Below are 18,463 nucleotides of genomic sequence, written 5' to 3'. Positions count from 1 at the left end.
TGACAATGACCCAGACCCAAGCCATCGTCGCTTTAGTTGATGACTATTTCAATTTGGCCTATGAGCCTGAGAGCCGTGACTTCGACAAGATCTTCCACCCAAGTTGCCTGGTGCAGTGGCTGCAAGAAGGGAAATTGCAGACCATGTCCGCGCCGGACTATGCGGCGCTTATCAAGGGGCGGCCGAGTCCTCAATCCACCGGCGAACCGAGGGATGAGGCCATTCTCTCCCTGGAAAACGTCTCGGACTGCCTTGCGGCAGCAACCGTGAGAGTCCGCATCGGAAAGAAACTGTTCAACGACCACTTTGTCATGCATAAGGTGGACGGCGCCTGGCTCATTGCCACCAAGGCGTCGTACCTGGTGCAGACCTTCGACCAGATCAGGAGTGCTTCAATTGGCTGACGATGCTCGCTACCTTGGTGGTGATGACATCGACGGCCGGCCCGTTAGCGCCGTGGGGCAGGATGACATCGGCGTAGCGCTTGGTTGGCTCGATAAATTGCTTGTGCATGGGGCGCACCGTTCCCAGATACTGTTCGACGATGCTTTCCAGCGAGCGGCCGCGCTCGGCGATATCCCTTTGCATGCGGCGGATGAAACGAACGTCGGACGCGGTGTCGACAAAGATCTTCAGCGACATCAATTTGCGCAAGTCCTCGTTATACAGCGCAAAGAGTCCTTCAATCACGATGACCGGCGCTGGCTTAACAGGTATGGTTCTGTTGGAGCGATTATCGATGGTGAAATCGTACTCCGGCATCTCGATCGCTTGGCCGCTGCGCAGGGCCTGGACATGCTGCACCAGAAGTGGCCAGTCGAAAGCCTGTGGATGGTCGTAATTCTGCTGGCGGCGAACTTCAGGTGTCAGATCGGATTGATCGCGGTAGTAGTCATCCTGCATCACCACCGAAACCATATCGGCGCCGAACGAAGCCAGCACCTGTTGGGAAACCGTAGACTTGCCGCTGCCGCTTCCGCCGGCGACACCAATAACAAAAGGTTGGAAAGAAATCTCATTCATACCCGAATGATACCGGAGCCAGGTCCGAACCAATAGGGGAGGGGCGCCATGTTGCCGAACTATAAATTTTAGCGTTCGGCCAATGCGAGCTCAGAGCGCGTTCGATTTTGCCGTCTTCACCGAACCACTGAGGGGGCTCAATCCCTGCTGAACCCGTATGATGTTGATCAATTTCCGCAGCGCCGGATGGGTGTGCCTGCGGCCGCTGTAATACATGTGGAAGGGCTCGCCTTTACACGCGTAATCGGCCAGAACGGGCTGCAAACTGCCATCCTCCAGCTCGCGTGCGATCCGCTGTTCCAGCACATAAGCCAGGCCTACGCCGGATTGTGCAGCGCTAATGGTGGTCGCGGTGTCGTTGATCGTTATCGCGCCGGGAACGCGGATGCGGCTTTTCCCCTTGCCGCGCCCCAGTTCCCACCGGTAGCTCGAATTGTCGCCAAGCAGAAGCTGCAGGCAGTTGTGATTGGCGAGATCGTCGGGATGCAGCGGTGCACCGTGGCTCGCCAAATACGAGGGCGCCGCGACCACAATCCAGCGCTGCGGCCCGCTCAGGGGCGCGGCCACCATATCTTCCGGAACATAGTGGCCGTAGCGGATGCCGGCGTCATAGCCTTCCGCGACGATGTCGATGGGACGGTCTTCTACCACGACTGTTAATCTGACCTCCGGACACAACTTCGCGAACTCCGGAATAGCTGGAGCAATCAGCAAGTAAGCGGCATCCGAGAAAACGTTCAGGCGCAACTCACCATAGCGCCCGGCGCCTGGCGCATCCAGCTCGGCGAGTGCCAGTCCGATTTTTTCAAAGCCATCCTCCAGCTTTTGTGCAAGGTCCCGGCCGATATCGGTAGGCGCGATCGCTCTGCTTGAACGATTCAGTAACTTGGTACCCAGCCGTTCCTCCAGCCTGCGCATGGCATGACTCACGGCAGATGGCGTCAGTCCAAGCTGGATTGCCGCTCCCTTGAAACTGCGCGTGCGCATGATGGTGAGGAAGACCCGGAGGTCGGGAAGGTCGATGCGGTCAAAAATAGACATAGTTGATTTTGATTCAGCGTTGCGATGAATGCCTTTCAACTCAAATCTTAGCATCGCGCACGCGAACCCGAATATAACTATTACCTTTGTGTAGAGGACATATGAAACTCGCGGGGATCAAAATAGGGGATTTGGCCGGTAAGCGCGTGCTGGTGACTGGCGGCTCCACCGGCATAGGCGCTGAAGTCGCGCTTGGCCTGGCGCAGCAGGGCGCACGGGTCGTCGTGCACTACAACGCCAGCAAACAGGATGCAGAGCAGCTGCGAGCAATGTCGCCCGACAGGATTCTGCTCGTACAAGGCGACCTGGAATTGCCGGATGCCGCGGCGTTTGTTGTGAACCAGGCAGCCGAGATCCTGGGCGGGCTGGATGGGCTCATCAACAATGCCGGCGCCATGCTTGGGCGCATCCCGACAACCGAGGCATCGATGGATCATTTTGACCGCGTCGTCAGCTTGAATGCCAGATCGGTCTGGCAAGCCTCCATATCGGCACATCGCCATTTGAAGGCCGCGGGTGGCGGTTTCATTATCAACACCACGTCGATTGCGGCCCGCAATGGCGGAGGGAATGGTGCGGCCTTATACGGCGCGTCCAAGAGTTTTGTGAGCAACCTCACCAGGGGCCAGGCCAAGGAATTTGTGGCGGACAAAATCCGCGTCAACGCGGTTTCGCCGGGACTGATTCAAACAGCTTTCCACGACCGCGATACGCCTGATCACCTGTTCGAGGTGCAGTGCGCGGCAATTCCAATGCAGCGGGCGGGTCTTCCGGACGAATGCGTTGGCGCTTTTCTTTTCCTCGCATCAGAGGCTTTATCTGGATACATCACCGGCCAGATAATTGAAATCAATGGTGGACAACTGATGCCATAGGAGCATGCGCAGCAATGAAGCAGAGATTATTGGGACATACCGGAACCAGCGTTTCCGAAATCGGATTTGGCGCCTGGGCCATTGGCGGCGCTTGGGGCGATGTGTCGAAGTCCGACGCCAAGGCCGCGCTGCACGCGGCGCTGGACCAGGGGACGAACTTTATCGACACCGCCGATGTGTACGGGGACGGCCGCTCGGAGCAGCTGATCGCGGAAGTGCTCAGGGAGCGCGGTGGAGATAAACCAATGGTGGCGACCAAACTCGGTCGCCGGCTGTCTCCGCACGTTGCACAGGGCTACAACCGGGAAAACCTCAGGGCTTTCGTTGAGCGCTCGCTCGTCAATCTGAAAACCGACTGCCTGGAGCTGGTGCAGCTCCACTGCCCGCCGACGGAAGTGTATTACCAGGCCGAAGTGTTTGGCTACATGGACGATCTGGCCGCCGCTGGAAAAGTCCGCCACTATGGCGTTTCTGTCGAAAAAGTGGAAGAGGGCCTGAAGGCGATCGAGTATCCCAACGTCCAATCGGTACAAATAATTTATAACATTTTCAGGCAGCGGCCGGCGTCGCTCTTCTTTGCCGAAGCCAAAAAACGTGGCGTCGGAATCATCGCCCGCGTACCGCTCGCCTCCGGGCTGCTGACCGGGAAGATGAGCGCCGGCACCGTGTTCGCCGCCGATGACCATCGTGCATTCAATCGCAACGGCGAGGCCTTTGACGTCGGCGAGACCTTCGCCGGCGTGCCTTATGACGTCGCGCTGTCGGTTGTCGAAGAAGTCCGCGATCTGGTGCCGAATGGCATTCCGATGGCGCAGTTTGCCTTGCGGTGGATTTTGATGAACGATGCCGTCAGCACGGTCATTCCGGGTGCAAGAAATGCCATGCAGGCCCAGTCCAATAGTGGCGCGAGTGAACTACCCGCTTTGAGCGAATCAACGATGGAGGCGCTGCGCAGCATCTACGAAAAGCGCGTCGCTCCGTTCGTGCGCCACCGCTGGTAAATCGACAATTCAGCTAAAGAAAAGACTGTCCCCATATGCTACAGTGCTGCCCCATGTGCTGACATGAGGAATGGCTATGTTTGAAATCTCCCGCGCAATGCTGCGGACCTCGAAACAATGGGCGACGGTCATTTGCTTTGCTGTCCCAATCATGGCCGGCGCAGCACCCGCAGCGCCGGTCGATTGGGTTAACACCTACATCGGCACTGGCGGGCAAGGCGCCGATTACGGCGGCACCATGCCGCTGGTGACGACACCTTTCGGCATGACCAACTGGACCCCGCAAACGCGCCAGAACCGTATCAGCGTCAGCTCCTACGAATACCACGACCAGTTCATTGAAGGCTTTATCGGCACCCATCAACCGGCAATCTGGATGGGGGACTACGGCTACATCACGCTGATGCCGCAAGCGGGCGGTGTCGACTTCGCTCCGGAAAACCGCCGCCTGCCGTTTCGTCATGAAGATGAAACAAGCACGCCTTATTATTACGCGGTGACGATGGGCGCGGATGCCGCGCATCGCATCAAGGCCGAGATGACCGCCAGCGACCACGCTGGCTATCTGCGCTTTACCTATCCTCAGGGACGCAGCGCCAATGTGCTGCTTGAAGTCACGCGCCCCGGCATTACAGGCTATGTGAAGATCGACCCGGAACACCGCGAGATCGTTGGCTACAATCCGGACCGCATGGACGCGCATCTGGGGCCGATGAAACTGCCCAACTTCAAGGGCTACTTCGTGGCGCGCTTCCGCCAGCCGTTCAAAACGCAGAATACCTATTCCCGTACTTTCTCGCGTCCCGGCGAGATGGAACTCACGGCGGACAACGTCGGCGCCTATATCAGCGTTGAAGGCCAGCAGATCGAAGTCCAGGTCGGAAAGTCGTTCATCAGCATTGAGCAGGCGCGCCGCAATCTCGGCGCGGAAATGCCGTCATGGGATTTCGAAGGCGTGCGCGATGCCCTGAACGATACCTGGAACCGCAAGCTTGGCCTGCTCACCGTGCAAGGCGCCAGCGACGATCAGAAGAAGATCTTCTACAGCGCGCTATATCACGCGCTGCTGTATCCAAAGCAGTTCTCCGAACACGGCCACTATTACAGCGCCTTTGACGACAAGGTACACGAGGGCGAGTCTTACACCGCCTTCTCCATCTGGGACACCTACCGCGCCGAAAACAGCCTGCTGACCCTCGTGGCGCCCGAGCGCATCGACGGCATGGTCCGTTCGCTGTTGCAGAACTACCAGGAAGGCGGCTGGATGCCGAAGTGGCCGAATCCGTCCTACACCAACATCATGATCGGCACTCATGCCGATTCGCTGGTGGCCGAGGCAATCAACAAAGGTTTCAAAGGTTTCGATTATCAACTGGCCTATCAGGCGGTCTACAAGGACGCCATGGGCCCACCCGACGGCGACGTCACGCGCCGCTGGCTGGACCGCGAACCGGAAACGCCCTATGAAAGCAGGGCGGGCCTAAGCTACGCCCTCAAGCTGGGATACATCCCTGCGGATAAAGTGTCCGAATCGGCATCCAGCACGCTGGAAGAGTCCTATGACGATTACGCGGTGGCGCAAGTTGCCAAGGCGGTCGGCAAGGAGCAGGATTACCGCTACTTCATGCAGCGCTCGCAGAACTATAAAAAACTATTCAACCCGCAGACGCAATTCCTGCAGGCGCGTAACAGCGACGGCAGCTGGGCACATTTGAACGAGGGATGGACCGAAGGCGACCAATGGGTCTATCTGTTCTCGCCTCTGCATGACGTGCCGGGCGTAGTACAGCTGCTGGGCGGCGCCAAAGCAGCCGGCGCAAAGCTGGACGAGCATTTCAACGGCGGCCACAATCGCCACGACAACGAGCCAAGCCACCATTACGGCTACCTGTACAACTACGTCGGCGAACCATGGAAGACCCAGGCCCGCGTGCGCGCGCTCGCGGCCGAGGCCTACAGCAATACGGTCGAGGGCATTCTCGGCAACGAAGATTGCGGTCAGATGTCGGCCTGGTATCTGTTCACCGCCATGGGCTTCTATCCGCTGAATCCCGCTTCGGCGGAGTATGTGATCGGCAGCCCGCTGTTCGGCAATGTCACCTTGAAACTGCCGAACGGGAATAGCTTTGCGATCAGCGCGGCCAATAACAGCGAAAAGAACGTCTACGTGCAGTCGGTCACCTTGAACGGCAAGCCGCTCAGCGTGCCGGTCATTTCGCACGCGCAGATCGTCGCCGGCGGCAAGCTGGAATTTGTTATGGGGCCGGCGCCGTCGACGTGGGCGGCTGACTGGAAGCCGCGCCCGCTGCAGTAGGCATTGGCACGATGCGATAGCCATTCGCCTGCTGCGACATATAGTTGTAGTAGGCAGAGAGCTGCGTGCGATTGCCCATCTGCTGCGTGAAGGTTTCCTTGTCATCGCCCCAGACCCGGCCAATGAAGTGATTGCGCGCCACCGCGGCCGACGCAGCGCGGAAATCGGACTTCATATTGTGCATCACGATCAGGCCTGCACTGGCGGGATCGAAGCCACGCGGAAGCCCGTCAGCTTCGGCAGCCGATTCAGTCGGCGGCGATACGAAAACGAGTCCGCGCAAGCCCTGATCCTGCAGATAGCGCTGCAGGCCATTCCCGTTCAGGACCAGCAATATGCGCCCGCGCAGGTCTTGCGCCTTCGGCCAGCCGCCGATGCGCACCTTGTCGCGCAGGCTGCCGCTGCGCTGCGCGTGAAACTGATCCAGCTGGGCCGGGCTGTACAGTGAACTGCCCAGGATCTCATGCGCGAGATGGTCGAGGTCCTGCGGCATGCGGCCCGCCGACCAATCCTGCTTCTTATCGAGAATGACGATCAAAGGGAAGTGGTTCGGATTGGCGCGGCTCCAGTCGCGGATATTACCAAGGCAAGCGCGCAAGTCATTGCTTTCGCCGACGCAGCTGTTGTCGTTTCCGCTGGCGTGATCCGGACTGCCGTTATGGCGCACGAACCAGTGCTCAGGCAGCGCGTCACCTGCCGCCGTGTCGCGCTCATCCCAGATATCGATTTCGACGGTTTTGACGTGGACAAGCGCCGCAGTGTACGGCAACCCATGACTGTACTGCGGCTCATAGCAATTGTGGCAGGCCACCTGCGCAAGATTGTCCAGCGGCTGCTGCCACGCGGCCGGCGCCACATCGGCGTTGACGCCGCCGCCGATTCCAGCGGCGGCCACAATTGCGAATAACATGTTCATCTGATGTCCAGTCCTTAAGCTGCAAAACGCTCTGCATATTCTTTGGGCGTTACGCCGAAGCGCCGCGCAAACGCCTTCCTCAATACGTCGACGCTATGGTAGCCGCAACGGCGCGCGATGTCTTCCACTGAGCGCGCTCCCAGCTCAAGAGCGCGGCAAGCAGCTTCGAGCCGCACTTCTTCGACATATTTGGCCGGCGTCATATGCAACTCGCGCTGAAAGGTGCGTATCAGGGTTCTGACGCTGGTGGACAGGCGCTCGGCCAGAATGCCGGATGTGAGTTCGCTGGCAAGATGCTCGCTGATCCAGACCCGCAATTCATCCAGGCTGGGATTACTTGTTTGTTCCGAGCGAAGGGAAGCGCTGAACTGTGCCTGTCCACCAGGACGGCGCAAGAACAGTACAAGGCTTTTGGCAATGTCCAGCGAAGTCGCATCGCCCAGGTCTTCGCGCACCAGTGCAAGGGCCAGATCGATACCGGAAGATATGCCGGCGGAGGTATAGATATTCCCGTCTTTGATCCAGATAGGCGCGGGATCAACCTCAATCGACGGGAAGCGTTCAGCCATGCGCTGCGCCATGCCCCAGTGCGTCGTCGCTCTCCGTCCATTCAGAAGTCCGGCTTCGGCCAATGCGAACGCACCCACGCAGATGGAGCAAATTCGGCGGATTTTTGAGGAGCGGGTGCGAATCCAGTCGATGGCTGGCAGATCCATTCTGTCAATGGCGCTGAAGCCGGTAGCGATGATCAGGGTGTCGATCGGCGTGCGGTCACGGCGCTCCTCGTCCAGCGTTTTGTGCGCCTTGAGTCCGATGCCTGTTTCGCTCTCGAGGTCGAGCGATGGGCCTGCGCAAATCAGTTCCAGTTGATAAGGCTCGCCGCCATGCAGTTTATTTGCGTAGGCGAATACCTCCGCCGGACCGGTTACGTCGAGTGTGTCGACGGGCGGCAAACCAAGAATGACAACGCGTTTTCTGTTCAGGACCCGCTTTTTCATCGGAGCCTCCTGCTGATGTCGATGCCAGTATTTTGGCACAAATCATCTGAAGACAGTCATTTGTGCCGAAGGGTGCTTTCCTAGAATGACGTCAGAGCATTTTCAATTGCGGAGGAAATATGAATACAGTCGTTACGATCGGCGGGATTGCTGCGCCGGATTCGGCGTTGACCCGAAAAGCGGGCGCGCTCATCGAACGGGTGCATAGCAAGCCAATGTTGCACCACTTACACCGGACCTGGTGGTTCTCGGAATTTATCGGCAGGCGCCGGGGAATGAACTATGACCGGGAGCTTTTATACCTGGCGTCGATGCTGCATGACCTGGGCCTGACCGATGAATTCTCCGCCGACCAGCGTTTCGAGGTGGATGGTGCCGATGCCGCCAGCCGCTTCCTGCGGGATAATGCCTATCCGGAATCCAAGGCGGAGCTGGTGTGGGACGCGATCGCGCTTCACTCCAGTGCAGGCCTGGCCGACCGGCGCCAGCCTGAAGTGGCGCTCCTGCATTTTGGTGCGCACGTTGACGTCTTCGGTCTGCGCCTGGATGAAATCACGCCGGCTTTGGTCGACGAGACGCTGGAGCGCTATCCGCGTATCGGGATGAAGGCCGCCTTTACCGAAGCGATTGCCGGCGTGGTCCGAAAGAAGCCGCACACCGCGTTGGGCACGGGCCTGGCCGATATTGGCCATCGCCATGTCCATGGCTTCCAGTGCCCCGATATATGCGATCTGATTAACGATGCGCCATTTGACAGCTAGCATCAGCGCACGGTCAGCAGCAACACGCCGTGTGCCGGTACTTCGGCATCAATCTCGCCGGACGTTTGGGCCAGTGCGCGCTGGCGCCAGGCATCGCGCGCCTGGTAGGACTGGCCTGCCTTGTCCATGGCGTATTGCGCCGGGTCGAGGCGCAGGCGGCGGAAGGTATCGCCCATATTGAAGATGCCGACCGCTTTGCTGCCGTCTTCCAGCGGTTTAACCCAGATCTGCCAATTGTCCTGCTCATGTACGCGCGCGGCGGCTTTGCCCAGCGCGTCCTGATTGATGGCCAGGACTTCGGAGTTGGTCAGCAGGTTGAGGGTAAAGGCATCGAGCTTGCTGAGGTCATTCCCGAGCAGCAGCGGAGCGGCGAGCATGCTCCAGAGGCTGATGTGGCTATATTGCTCGTCCGGCGTCAGGCGCGATGGGCGTGGATCGCCCCAGCCGACGTGGCCGACCACGAGCATATCGGGATCGTTCCAGCGGCCAGGCGCAACATACTGGCTGTAGGGCGCGATGCTGAAGCCGGTTTCGAGCACGCTGTGCCAGCTGTCGACGATGTCGCCGGTCATGCGCCATGCCTGGCCGTTGACCTTTGGCCCCCAGGTCCAGACTTGCTGTTCGCCGTATTGGCAAAGACTGAACACGATGCTGCGCGGCTGGGTGCGCAAGGCGTCGCCCATCAGCTGGAAGGGTTTCATATGCGCTTCCAGCGTTGGCGTCTTGGCGATCAGGTCACCATAGCTGCATAGATCGTATTTGAGGAAGTCCACACCCCAGCGCGCGTAGGTCGCGGCATCCTGCGCTTCGTGCTGGTAAGCGCCCTGGAATTTGCCGCAGGTGGTAGGGCCAGGTGAGGAGTAAATGCCGAAGCGCAGGCCAAGGCCGTGCAGGTAATTGCCCAAGGAAGCCATGTCCGGAAAGCGCTCGTTGCCGGGCAGTTCGCCATCGGCGGCGCGTGCCTCCGCCTGCCAGCCGTCGTCGATGTTCAGGGAGCTCCAGCCTTTGGCGGCCAGGCCGGAATCGACCATGATGCGCGCGCTGGCACGCACTTTCTCATCGCTGACATTGACGCCGAAGGCATTCCAGCTGTTCCAGCCCAGCGGCGGCGTGAGCGCAAGCTGGTCGCCGGCTTGCAGCGTCCAGATTCGGCTCGTCGCGCCGATGGTATTTTTTGCGCGCAGGGTGATGGCATACTCGCCTGCCGCCGGCACGGTGCCGCGGATGATGCCGGTGTCCACATCGAGCGTCAGTCCGGCGGGCAAATCGTCGGCCGCGAAATGCAGTGGGGCCGTGCCGGTTGCCGGGATGCGGAATACCAGCGGTGTGCCAGGCCGGGCGCCCAGCACGCGCGCGCCATGGATCGCCGGCGCAGGTCCGTCGGCAGGCGTCAGCAGGTAGGGCAGCGGCAGGGTGGACGTGACGCTGCGTCCCGATTGCGCATCGACGAAACGCAGCTTTGCCTCAACACCGGGGCCGGTCTGCAACGTCCAGTGCAAGGTTTGCGACTGGCTGGGCGCGACGGCCAGCGCGGTGCTGCGGCGTTGCAGTGCCTTGCCGCTGCGCTGGTCGAATAATTCCAGTTCAAGCTTGCCGCGCTGGCGCGTCGCGAATTCGTTGGCGACGGATAGGGCAAGCGCGACCTTGCCGTCGGGGCGGAAATCGAAATGGGCGCGGTCGGCGCTCAGGCGCAGACCGTCGGCGCGGTTGGGAATGGTGAGAAAGGGCGCGTCCTTATAGAATCCGCCACCGCCAACGCCGTCATACACGCGGATCGCGATGACATTGTCCTGATCCCAGTGCACCGGTACTTTCGCCAGATCGACCTGATAGTTTCGCAGTGCCTGTGCGCGTCCGTCGAAGCCGCCGGCGTCTTCCGGCATGCGGCCCGTTTTTCCGATCAATACGCCGTTCAGGTAGGTTTCGTCGGTATCGTCAATGGCGGCCAGGTACACGTGTAAGCGCTGCGGCCAGTCGCTGCCGGCTTTCAGCGAAGAGGGAATCGTTACGTGAATGCGATACCAGGAATACCCGTCATAGCCATCGAAGCCTTGCTTTTCATAGTTATGGGTGGTGTCGATGTTGGCCCAGCTGCTGTCGTCAAACCCAGGTTGCGCGCGCTGCGGGTCGTCGCCGGTAGCGAAGCGGGCTTGCGGCATATCGATGCGCGCGACCGTTACGGCAGGCGCTGCCTGAGCGCCGTACATCAACAGGATGCTACTTAAGCCCGCGAACAGGCGTCGAACGATACACATGGCGTCTCCCTGGAACATGCTTTGTTTGTTTTATTGCATGTTAAATCCAGTCGGGATACCGGAGCTATGGTAGGTAGCGAGTTAGCTATATGGATTGGGAATAGCGCCCGGGTGTCATGGCGTGATGCTGCTTGAATGAGCGCTGCAAATGAGCCTGGTCGGCGAAGCCCATCGCGAACGCGGCCTCGCTGATGGACATGCCTTTGCCAATCAAGCTGCGCGCTTCGTTCACGCGCTTATCCTGCAGATAGTCGCCTGGCGTCATGCCATAGCGTTTGCTGAACTGGCGGATGAAAGTGGACGGCGTCATGCCGCAAGCCTCGGCCAATGTCGCCACGCTCAGATGCAAGCCGCCTTCCGACCGCATCAGCGCTTCGGCAGGTGCGAGTTGTTTCGCTGTCGCAGCGCCGGCGACCGCCGGCCGCATCCAGCCGGCCAGCACTTTCGGCAGTAGCTCGGAAAGGTGCTGCGGGGAGTTGAGTAAGCCATCAAGCGCTGCCCACAGGGCGGCATCCCTCGCGCAGTGCGTGACGAATTCAGACTGGCTTCCGATGGCATCGTGCAGCCACGCGGCATCGATATACAGCATCCGATAGGACCAGCGCGCAGGCGTCACTGTATTGCAGGCGTGGACGACATGCGGCTCGATCAGCACCACGGTTCCCGCGCCGATATCAGCTGGTCCGGACGGATGCTGAAAAACCGCGCTGCCGGAATCGACAAGGCCGATCGAATACTCGTCGTGCGTATGCGGCCGATAGCAGTCGCTGGAGTCGACGCTGATGCGCAGTTCCCACCAGGGGGAATTAGCGTCGCGCAGGATATTGTGGGCAGAAGGCATGCGAATCAGCTTAGCATAAGCAGCACCGTGAGTCCGAGCACGCCACCCAGCAGGCGATTGCAAAGGCGCTGCCGGTGCGGCGGCGCCAGCCAGGCTTTCAGCAATCGTCCCGCGACCGCCCAGCAGCCGACACCGGCGATGCATGCAATCACCGAGATCGTGCAGAACCGCTCGAGCGAGGAGTGCTCGCTGAACAGCACCACGCCGGACAAGGCGACCAGCCACGCTTTGGGATTCAGACTCTGAACCAGCATGCCATCCACCACAGCGCGCCATGTGCTTGCAGTGTGATGGCGGAGCGCTTCATCAGAAGCCGTCTCTGGCGCGGTTGCAATGCGCCAGGCAAGGTAAGCGAGATATGCGGCGCCGATCCAGCGCACCAGCTGCGTAAGCGCAGGGTAGGCCAGCAGTGGTGCGGCGCCAACGCCTGTCAGCCAGACCAGCGCGCCATAACTGCCGCTGGCACCCAGTACGTAGCCTAGTGGGCGCGCGAAGCCGCCATGCAGTCCATATCGAAGTGCTAATACGTTGACTGGCCCGGGTGTTATCGCACCGACCAGACCGAATATTGCCATGGCGATCACGACGCCGTTCATGTCTGCCTCCTGTCCTGGATTGATAGGAAGGCAGTGTGGAGGAAGCCGTGCTCAAAATATTGAACAAAATTGCAGGAGCCCTTATAAACACTGCATGCCTTTTAACTAACACAAATATTTTGGAGTTATCGCTCCAGTTAAAACGCCTGTCATATTTGGTGGTTAAGATCGCTGAGTCTCTGTAGAAGAGCACCAAACCAGCACCATCAAGGATGCTCTACCGGCGCCGGCGGTCGGGAAATATACCGGCACCAAATTCCTGCTTACTCATACCTCATGACTTCTTTGAAACTTAAGACGGGCCCCAAGGTTCTCTCCTCGTTCGCCCTCGTGCTGTTCGTGCTGGCCTGTATTACCGGCCTCGCGCTGTGGCGCCTGCACTCCGCGCATCTGACGACGGAGTATCTGGTGAATGACAAACTGGCCAAGCAGCAGCTGGCGTCCGACTGGCTGGGCGCTGAAAAACTGAATGGCGTGCGCACGCTGACCATTGCCAAGAGCGACAGCCTGGAAGTGGGCGAATTTTTCCAGGCGCAGCTTGGCGAGGGTGATAAAGTTGCTAACGCCATCGAGCAAAAGCTGACCGCGAAAACGCGCGACACCGACGAACTGGCGCTGCTGAAAGCTGCCGAGGAAAAGAAACAGGCGTACATGGCGGTGCGCAAGCAGGTTTTCAGCTTCAAGGACATGGGCCGTACCCAGGAAGTCGAGCAGCTTGCCGATTCCACGCTGAAGTCCACTTTCGCGCAGTTCACCACGGCGCTGGAGCAGCTGCTGGCGCACCAGACCAAGGAAGCGCAGGCACTGGCCGATGAATCGGCATCGGAATATCAAAGCAGCCGCGCAGTGCTGATCGCATTCGGCTTACTGGCGCTGGGACTTGGCGGCGCCTTCGCCTGGATCATCACCCGCAGCGTGGTGGTGCCCCTGAATCACGCGGTGGATCTGGCAACCCGTGTCGCCGAGGGCGATCTGCGTCCCACCCGCGAGCAGCACCGCTACGATGAATTCGGTCTGCTGTTCGACGCCTTGCACAATATGACGGTGCGTCTGGGCGGCATCGTTGAACAGGTGCGTGATGGCGCTCATACGATTGACGACGCATCCAAGGAACTGGCGTCCGGCAATCTGGATCTGTCGAGCCGCACCGAACACCAGGCCGGCGCACTGCAGGAAACCGCATCGTCGATGGAAGAACTGACTTCCGCCGTGCGCCAGAATACGACCAGCGCCCGCACTGCCAACGAGCTGGCGGTGTCGGCATCGTCGGTGGCGGGCAAGGGCGGCAAGGTGGTGGATGAAGTGGTGCAGACCATGGACGAAATCAGCGAGTCCGCCAAGAAGATCGTGGACATCATCTCGGTCATCGATGGCATCGCCTTCCAGACCAATATTCTGGCGCTGAATGCTGCGGTCGAAGCGGCGCGCGCCGGTGAGCAGGGGCGCGGCTTCGCGGTGGTGGCGACCGAAGTGCGCAATCTGGCGCAGCGCTCCGCCACGGCGGCACGTGAAATCAAGACCCTGATCAACGACTCCGCCGAGCGTATTGAAGTCGGCACCACGCTGGCGCATGCGGCCGGCGACACCATGAGCGAGATCGTGGCCAGCATCGGACGCGTGACCAATATCATGGGCGAAATCAGCTCTGCCAGCTCGGAGCAGGAATCCGGCATCCACGAAATCAATAATGCCATCGGCGACATGGATACCGTCACCCAGCAGAACGCTGCACTGGTGGAAGAAGCGGCTGCCATGGCCGAATCGGTGCACGAAGAAGCGAACAAGCTGACCCAGCTGGTGAGCTATTTCAAGCTCGGCGCCGCCGGCCCGGTTTCGATCGAACCGCGGGCCGAATTGCCTGAGCCTGAGCTGCGCCTGGCGCTGCCGGCGCACTGAGCTATATCAAAAAAGATATCGCTTGCCCTGAATATTGTATTGGTAGTGTGCTGCCGCGCCTCCTAAGCTGTTCTCCAGCAAGGAGGCATCGCAGAGATGAAACAGCAGAACCAGCCGACCAAAGAGCAAGTTCGGCACTATATGGCCACTCGGCAGACCCAACAATGTCCGCCACCATCTATTCCTGAAATCCGTCGCCAGCTGGGCTGGGGCTTGCTGCCGCCGCCCGAAAGTGGCGGCTGGCGCGGGGAGGACAGCCGTTGACCAGCCGTGCCGGGCGGACTCCCGGCAAATGTGAGGCATCGTACCCACGCCGGCCTGGGCTATCCCTATTGTCAGGGCATGGACATGCTCAGTTCCGGTTAATATGGTCGACCTTTCCTTTGCTAACTATACGAATGAAAATCCGGAATTGGGTTTACGGCCTTGCGGCCATGCTGATCGCCGGCCAGGTGCTGGCTGGGGTTGTTGTCAAGCCGGACGACGAGCGCCTTCAATACACTGGCCGCATCGATTTCGCCAATCCGGGCGGTCCCGTGCTGTCCTGGCCGGGCAGCAGCATCGAAGGCAATTTCACCGGCGGCAGCCTGTCGTTGAAGCTGGATGACCAGCAGGGCAAGAATTACTTCAACGTTTTCATTGATGGCGATCTCGCCCATCCTACCGTCGTCCATGCGGCGCAAGGCAGCGGCACTTATGCGGTTGCGGCGGGCCTGACGCCGGGGGCGCATCGCTTCCTGGTGACCAAGCGTACCGAAGGCGAGGAGGGCGCGACCACCTTTCAGGGGCTGGAACTGGCTGACGGCGGCAAACTGCTGCCACCGCCTCCGCGTCATCAGCGCCACATCGAATTCTTCGGCGATTCGATTACGAGTGGCATGGGCAACGAGGCGCCCGACAATGGCCCGGACAATCTGGCGAGCGAGAAGAACAACTTCATGTCCTATGCGTCGATCACGGCGCGCAATCTGGATGCAGAAGTGCACGTGACCTCGCAAAGCGGCATCGGCATCATGATCAGCTGGTTCCCCTTCACGATGCCGGATTTCTACGACCAGCTGAACGCTGTCGGCAACAACGACAGCAAATGGGACTTCAGCAGCTGGACGCCGGACGTGGTAGTGATCAACCTGATGCAGAACGATAAATGGCTGATCGAAAACGAAAAGCGCCTGCAGCCGATGCCGGATGACGCCCAGCGCGTGCAAGCGTACAAGCGCTTTGTACAGCGCATCCGTGCGCTGTACCCGAAGGCGTATATCGTCTGCGCGCTGGGCAGCATGGACGCCACGGCTACGGACTCCAGGTGGCCGGGCTACGTACGCAGCGCGGTGGAGCAGATCCAGCGCGAGCAGAACGATCTTCGCATCGATACCGTGTTCTTTGATTTCACGGGCTTCCGTGGCCACCCGCGCGTCGCCCAGCATCAGGCCAACGCAGCGCGGCTGACAGCATTCATCAAGCAGAAGATGGGTTGGTAATGGCAAGCCAGGCGCGCGCAGCGTGCGACAGGTAGCGCCCATTCCACACATGCGCCACTTCCCACTGCACTTCCGGTTCGACGATGCGCACTGCCTGCAGGCGCTCGTCGGACAGGCGATGCACGAAGGGTTCAGGCAGCAGCGCGACGCCAATCCCCGCTGACGCCATTTCAACCAGCCAGTCCCATTGCGCGCTTTGCGCTGCGATCTGCGGCTGAATGCCTGCCTGTGCAAAGGCTGCCTGCAAAGCACGGGTGAGGGCGAAGTCGTCGTTCAGCATCACCAGAGGCAAATCCTGTAAATGATGCAGGCGTACGGTGCGCGCATTGGCGCGGAACACGCCCTTCACGGCCATCGCCCACACTGGATAGCGCGCGACGGGGACACTCCCCAGGTCCAGTGAAGAATCGGCGGGCAGCACCGTCAGGCCGAGATCGAGCTCATTGGCGGCCACCTGGCGCTCGATGGCCGGGCCGGGGGCTTCGACCAGGCGCACCGTGATATCCGGATGGCGCTCGCGAAATGCCTTCAGCACGGGCGTGAACAGCACATTGATCATGGGGGGCATGCCCAAAGTCAGCGTGCCATGGCGCTGTGACTGCATATCCTTCACTTCCAGCAGCAACTGACGGTGCGACGCCAGCATTTCCTCGCCACGCTCGAACACGACGCGGCCGATGTCGGTCAGCACCAGGTTGCGGCCATCGCGCAGCAGCAGCGGCGCTCCCAGTTCTTCTTCCAGCTGACGCACCATCTTGCTGATGGTGGATTGCGTCACATGCAGGCGTTCGGCCGCCTGGGTGAAGCTGCTCAGGCGCGCGGTTTCAACGAAGTAGCGCAGGGATCTCAGGTCCATGAATTTTTCGACTGATCATGTGGAATATAAGTCATAAATAGAATATATCCGAATTCTATACTGGACTCAGGACATAAAAATGACGAGGCAATACGATGTACGGAGACCGCATCCGCCACAGCGCTCTGATGGCGAAAGTAATGACTGCGCAACAGGCCGCGCTACTGATCAAGAACGGCATGACCGTCGGCATGAGCGGTTTCACCCGTGCCGGCGACGCTAAGGCCCTGCCGCAGGCGCTGGCTGAACGTGCCCGGACCGAGCCCCTGCACCTGACCCTCATCACCGGGGCATCCCTCGGCAACGACAGCGATGCGCTGATGGCCAACGCCGGCCTGCTGGCGCGCCGCATGCCATTCCAGTCGGATGCCGCCCTGCGCCGCAAGATCAACGCCGGCGAGGTAATGTTCATTGACCAGCATCTTTCCGAAACAGCCGAACAGCTGCGCAGCGGCGATCTGCCTCCTGTTGATGTGGCGGTGATCGAAGCCGTTGCCATCACCGAAACCGGGGGCATCGTGCCCACCATGTCGGTCGGGAACAGCGCCAGTTTTGCCAGCCAGGCCAAACAGATCATCATCGAGCTGAATCTGAGCGCGCCACTCGCGCTGGAAGGACTACACGACGTCTACTTGCCGAAGGCACGTCCGCGCCGCGAACCAATCCCCTTGATAAATCCCGGTGACCGCATTGGCAGTGCCGCGATTCAGGTCGATCCGTCGCGCATCGCCGCCATCGTCATTACCGATCACCCGGACAGCCCATCCAACGCGCAGCCAGCCGATGCGGAAACGGACGCCATTGCCAGCCACGTGATCGCCTTCCTGGAAGCGGAGGTGAAAGCGGGCCGCTTGACCGAAGAACTGCTGCCGCTGCAAGCCGGTATCGGCACCGTCGCCAATGCTGTGCTGCACGGCCTGACGAAATCATCCTTCCGCAACCTGACCATGTATTCGGAAGTGCTGCAAGATAGCGCCATCGAGCTGCTCGATTCCGGCCAGCTGGCCCTGGCCTCGGCATCATCGATCACGCTGTCGGCGCAGATGCATGAGCGCTTCCTCAGCAAAATTGCGCAGTACCGCGACAAGATCGTATTGCGTCCGCAGGAAATCAGCAATCATCCTGAAGTCTTACGCCGCCTGGGCATCATTGCGCTGAACACGGCGCTGGAATTCGATTTGTACGGCAACGTGAACTCCACCCACGTCGGCGGCACGCGCATGATGAATGGCATTGGCGGGTCGGGCGACTTCGCCCGCAACGGCGCCTTGTCGATTTTTGTCAGCAAATCGGTGGCCAAGGATGGCGACATCTCCAGCGTGGTGCCCATGGTCGCTCACGTGGACCATACGGAGCACGATGTCGATGTGCTGGTCACCGAATGGGGGCTGGCCGACCTGCGCGGTCTGGCGCCCCGCGAACGCGCACCGCTGGTCATCGAGCGCTGTGCGCATCCGGACTATCGCCCGCAGCTGCGCGCCTACTTTGAAGAAGCCTTGCTGCGCGGCGGACAAACGCCGCACGTGCTGGAGAAGGCGCTGTCCTGGCATGCGCATTATGAGAAACTTCAAACGATGCGCGCCCCAATTGACAATTAAGCCACGGTGAT

Annotated in this window: 16 protein-coding genes; 8 read left to right on the top strand and 8 right to left on the bottom strand. The window is 60.1% G+C overall.

Translation table 11 applies throughout. The features are described 5' to 3' along the window. The first annotated feature begins 5 nt into the window (after positions 1-5). The gene (locus AB4Z19_RS28920) at positions 6-404 is read left to right on the top strand and encodes a nuclear transport factor 2 family protein (protein ID WP_442026010.1); all 399 of its coding nucleotides are present in this window, start codon (positions 6-8) and stop codon (positions 402-404) included. On the opposite strand, the gene udk is transcribed toward AB4Z19_RS28920, so the two are convergent. Both udk and AB4Z19_RS28910 read right to left on the bottom strand, forming a co-directional pair. Continuing rightward, a complete protein-coding gene (gene udk / locus AB4Z19_RS28915; protein ID WP_442036939.1) occupies positions 382-1,023 on the bottom strand; it encodes a uridine kinase in 642 nt (213 codons plus the stop codon). The two genes, AB4Z19_RS28920 and udk, sit on opposite strands and share 23 nt — an antisense overlap. Positions 1,024-1,113: 90 nt before the next feature. After that, positions 1,114-2,064, bottom strand: coding sequence for a LysR family transcriptional regulator (locus AB4Z19_RS28910; protein ID WP_442036953.1), 951 nt, complete (start codon positions 2,062-2,064; stop codon positions 1,114-1,116). Positions 2,065-2,165: 101 nt separating this feature from the next. Here AB4Z19_RS28910 and AB4Z19_RS28905 point away from each other — a divergent pair, with 101 nt between their 5' ends. From AB4Z19_RS28905 to AB4Z19_RS28895, 3 genes are all read left to right on the top strand, one after another. Next, on the top strand, positions 2,166-2,939 hold the full coding sequence (locus AB4Z19_RS28905; RefSeq protein ID WP_442029737.1) for an SDR family NAD(P)-dependent oxidoreductase: 774 nt from the start codon (positions 2,166-2,168) through the stop codon (positions 2,937-2,939). A gap of 14 nt (positions 2,940-2,953) precedes the next feature. Further along, positions 2,954-3,940 (top strand): aldo/keto reductase, encoded by a 987-nt coding sequence (locus AB4Z19_RS28900; RefSeq protein ID WP_442036937.1) that lies wholly within the window; start codon positions 2,954-2,956, stop codon positions 3,938-3,940. 76 nt (positions 3,941-4,016) lie between these two features. Beyond that, the gene (locus AB4Z19_RS28895; protein WP_442027449.1) at positions 4,017-6,254 is read left to right on the top strand and encodes a GH92 family glycosyl hydrolase; all 2,238 of its coding nucleotides are present in this window, start codon (positions 4,017-4,019) and stop codon (positions 6,252-6,254) included. Here AB4Z19_RS28895 and AB4Z19_RS28890 read toward each other — a convergent pair. Both AB4Z19_RS28890 and AB4Z19_RS28885 read right to left on the bottom strand, forming a co-directional pair. Continuing rightward, positions 6,196-7,164, bottom strand: coding sequence for a Ca2+-dependent phosphoinositide-specific phospholipase C (locus AB4Z19_RS28890; RefSeq protein ID WP_442036935.1), 969 nt, complete (start codon positions 7,162-7,164; stop codon positions 6,196-6,198). The two genes, AB4Z19_RS28895 and AB4Z19_RS28890, sit on opposite strands and share 59 nt — an antisense overlap. Before the next feature lie 20 nt (positions 7,165-7,184). After that, positions 7,185-8,168, bottom strand: coding sequence for a GlxA family transcriptional regulator (locus tag AB4Z19_RS28885; protein ID WP_442036933.1), 984 nt, complete (start codon positions 8,166-8,168; stop codon positions 7,185-7,187). 119 nt (positions 8,169-8,287) lie between these two features. Here AB4Z19_RS28885 and AB4Z19_RS28880 point away from each other — a divergent pair, with 119 nt between their 5' ends. After that, a complete protein-coding gene (locus AB4Z19_RS28880; protein WP_442027446.1) occupies positions 8,288-8,929 on the top strand; it encodes an HD domain-containing protein in 642 nt (213 codons plus the stop codon). 2 nt (positions 8,930-8,931) lie between these two features. Here the strand turns inward: AB4Z19_RS28880 and AB4Z19_RS28875 are convergent, their stop codons facing one another. From AB4Z19_RS28875 to AB4Z19_RS28865, 3 genes are all read right to left on the bottom strand, one after another. Next, positions 8,932-11,184, bottom strand: a complete 2,253-nt coding sequence (locus AB4Z19_RS28875) for a putative Ig domain-containing protein (protein WP_442036931.1) — start codon at positions 11,182-11,184, stop codon at positions 8,932-8,934. Between the two features lie 85 nt (positions 11,185-11,269). After that, positions 11,270-12,025: a helix-turn-helix domain-containing protein gene (locus AB4Z19_RS28870; protein ID WP_442036930.1), complete on the bottom strand. Its 756-nt coding sequence runs from the start codon at positions 12,023-12,025 to the stop codon at positions 11,270-11,272. 5 nt (positions 12,026-12,030) lie between these two features. Then, on the bottom strand, positions 12,031-12,621 hold the full coding sequence (locus AB4Z19_RS28865; protein ID WP_442036928.1) for a LysE family translocator: 591 nt from the start codon (positions 12,619-12,621) through the stop codon (positions 12,031-12,033). A gap of 276 nt (positions 12,622-12,897) precedes the next feature. On the opposite strand from AB4Z19_RS28865, the gene AB4Z19_RS28860 reads away from it, so the two are divergent. After that, complete coding sequence (locus AB4Z19_RS28860; RefSeq protein WP_442026575.1) at positions 12,898-14,517, top strand: methyl-accepting chemotaxis protein; 1,620 nt, start codon at positions 12,898-12,900, stop codon at positions 14,515-14,517. Between the two features lie 398 nt (positions 14,518-14,915). Then, complete coding sequence (locus AB4Z19_RS28855; RefSeq protein WP_442026574.1) at positions 14,916-15,998, top strand: SGNH/GDSL hydrolase family protein; 1,083 nt, start codon at positions 14,916-14,918, stop codon at positions 15,996-15,998. Here the strand turns inward: AB4Z19_RS28855 and AB4Z19_RS28850 are convergent. Further along, the gene (locus AB4Z19_RS28850; RefSeq protein ID WP_442026573.1) at positions 15,976-16,854 is read right to left on the bottom strand and encodes a LysR family transcriptional regulator; all 879 of its coding nucleotides are present in this window, start codon (positions 16,852-16,854) and stop codon (positions 15,976-15,978) included. The genes AB4Z19_RS28855 and AB4Z19_RS28850 overlap by 23 nt on opposite strands. 95 nt (positions 16,855-16,949) lie before the next feature. Here AB4Z19_RS28850 and AB4Z19_RS28845 point away from each other — a divergent pair, with 95 nt between their 5' ends. Next, positions 16,950-18,452, top strand: coding sequence for an acetyl-CoA hydrolase/transferase family protein (locus tag AB4Z19_RS28845; RefSeq protein WP_442026572.1), 1,503 nt, complete (start codon positions 16,950-16,952; stop codon positions 18,450-18,452). The last annotated feature ends 11 nt before the right edge of the window (positions 18,453-18,463 follow it).

This window comes from Pseudoduganella sp. RAF19, assembly GCF_052114165.1.
Lineage (GTDB): Bacteria > Pseudomonadota > Gammaproteobacteria > Burkholderiales > Burkholderiaceae_D > Rugamonas.
Note: the sequence above shows the minus strand (reverse complement) of the source record. Positions and strands in the feature narration are given on the sequence as shown.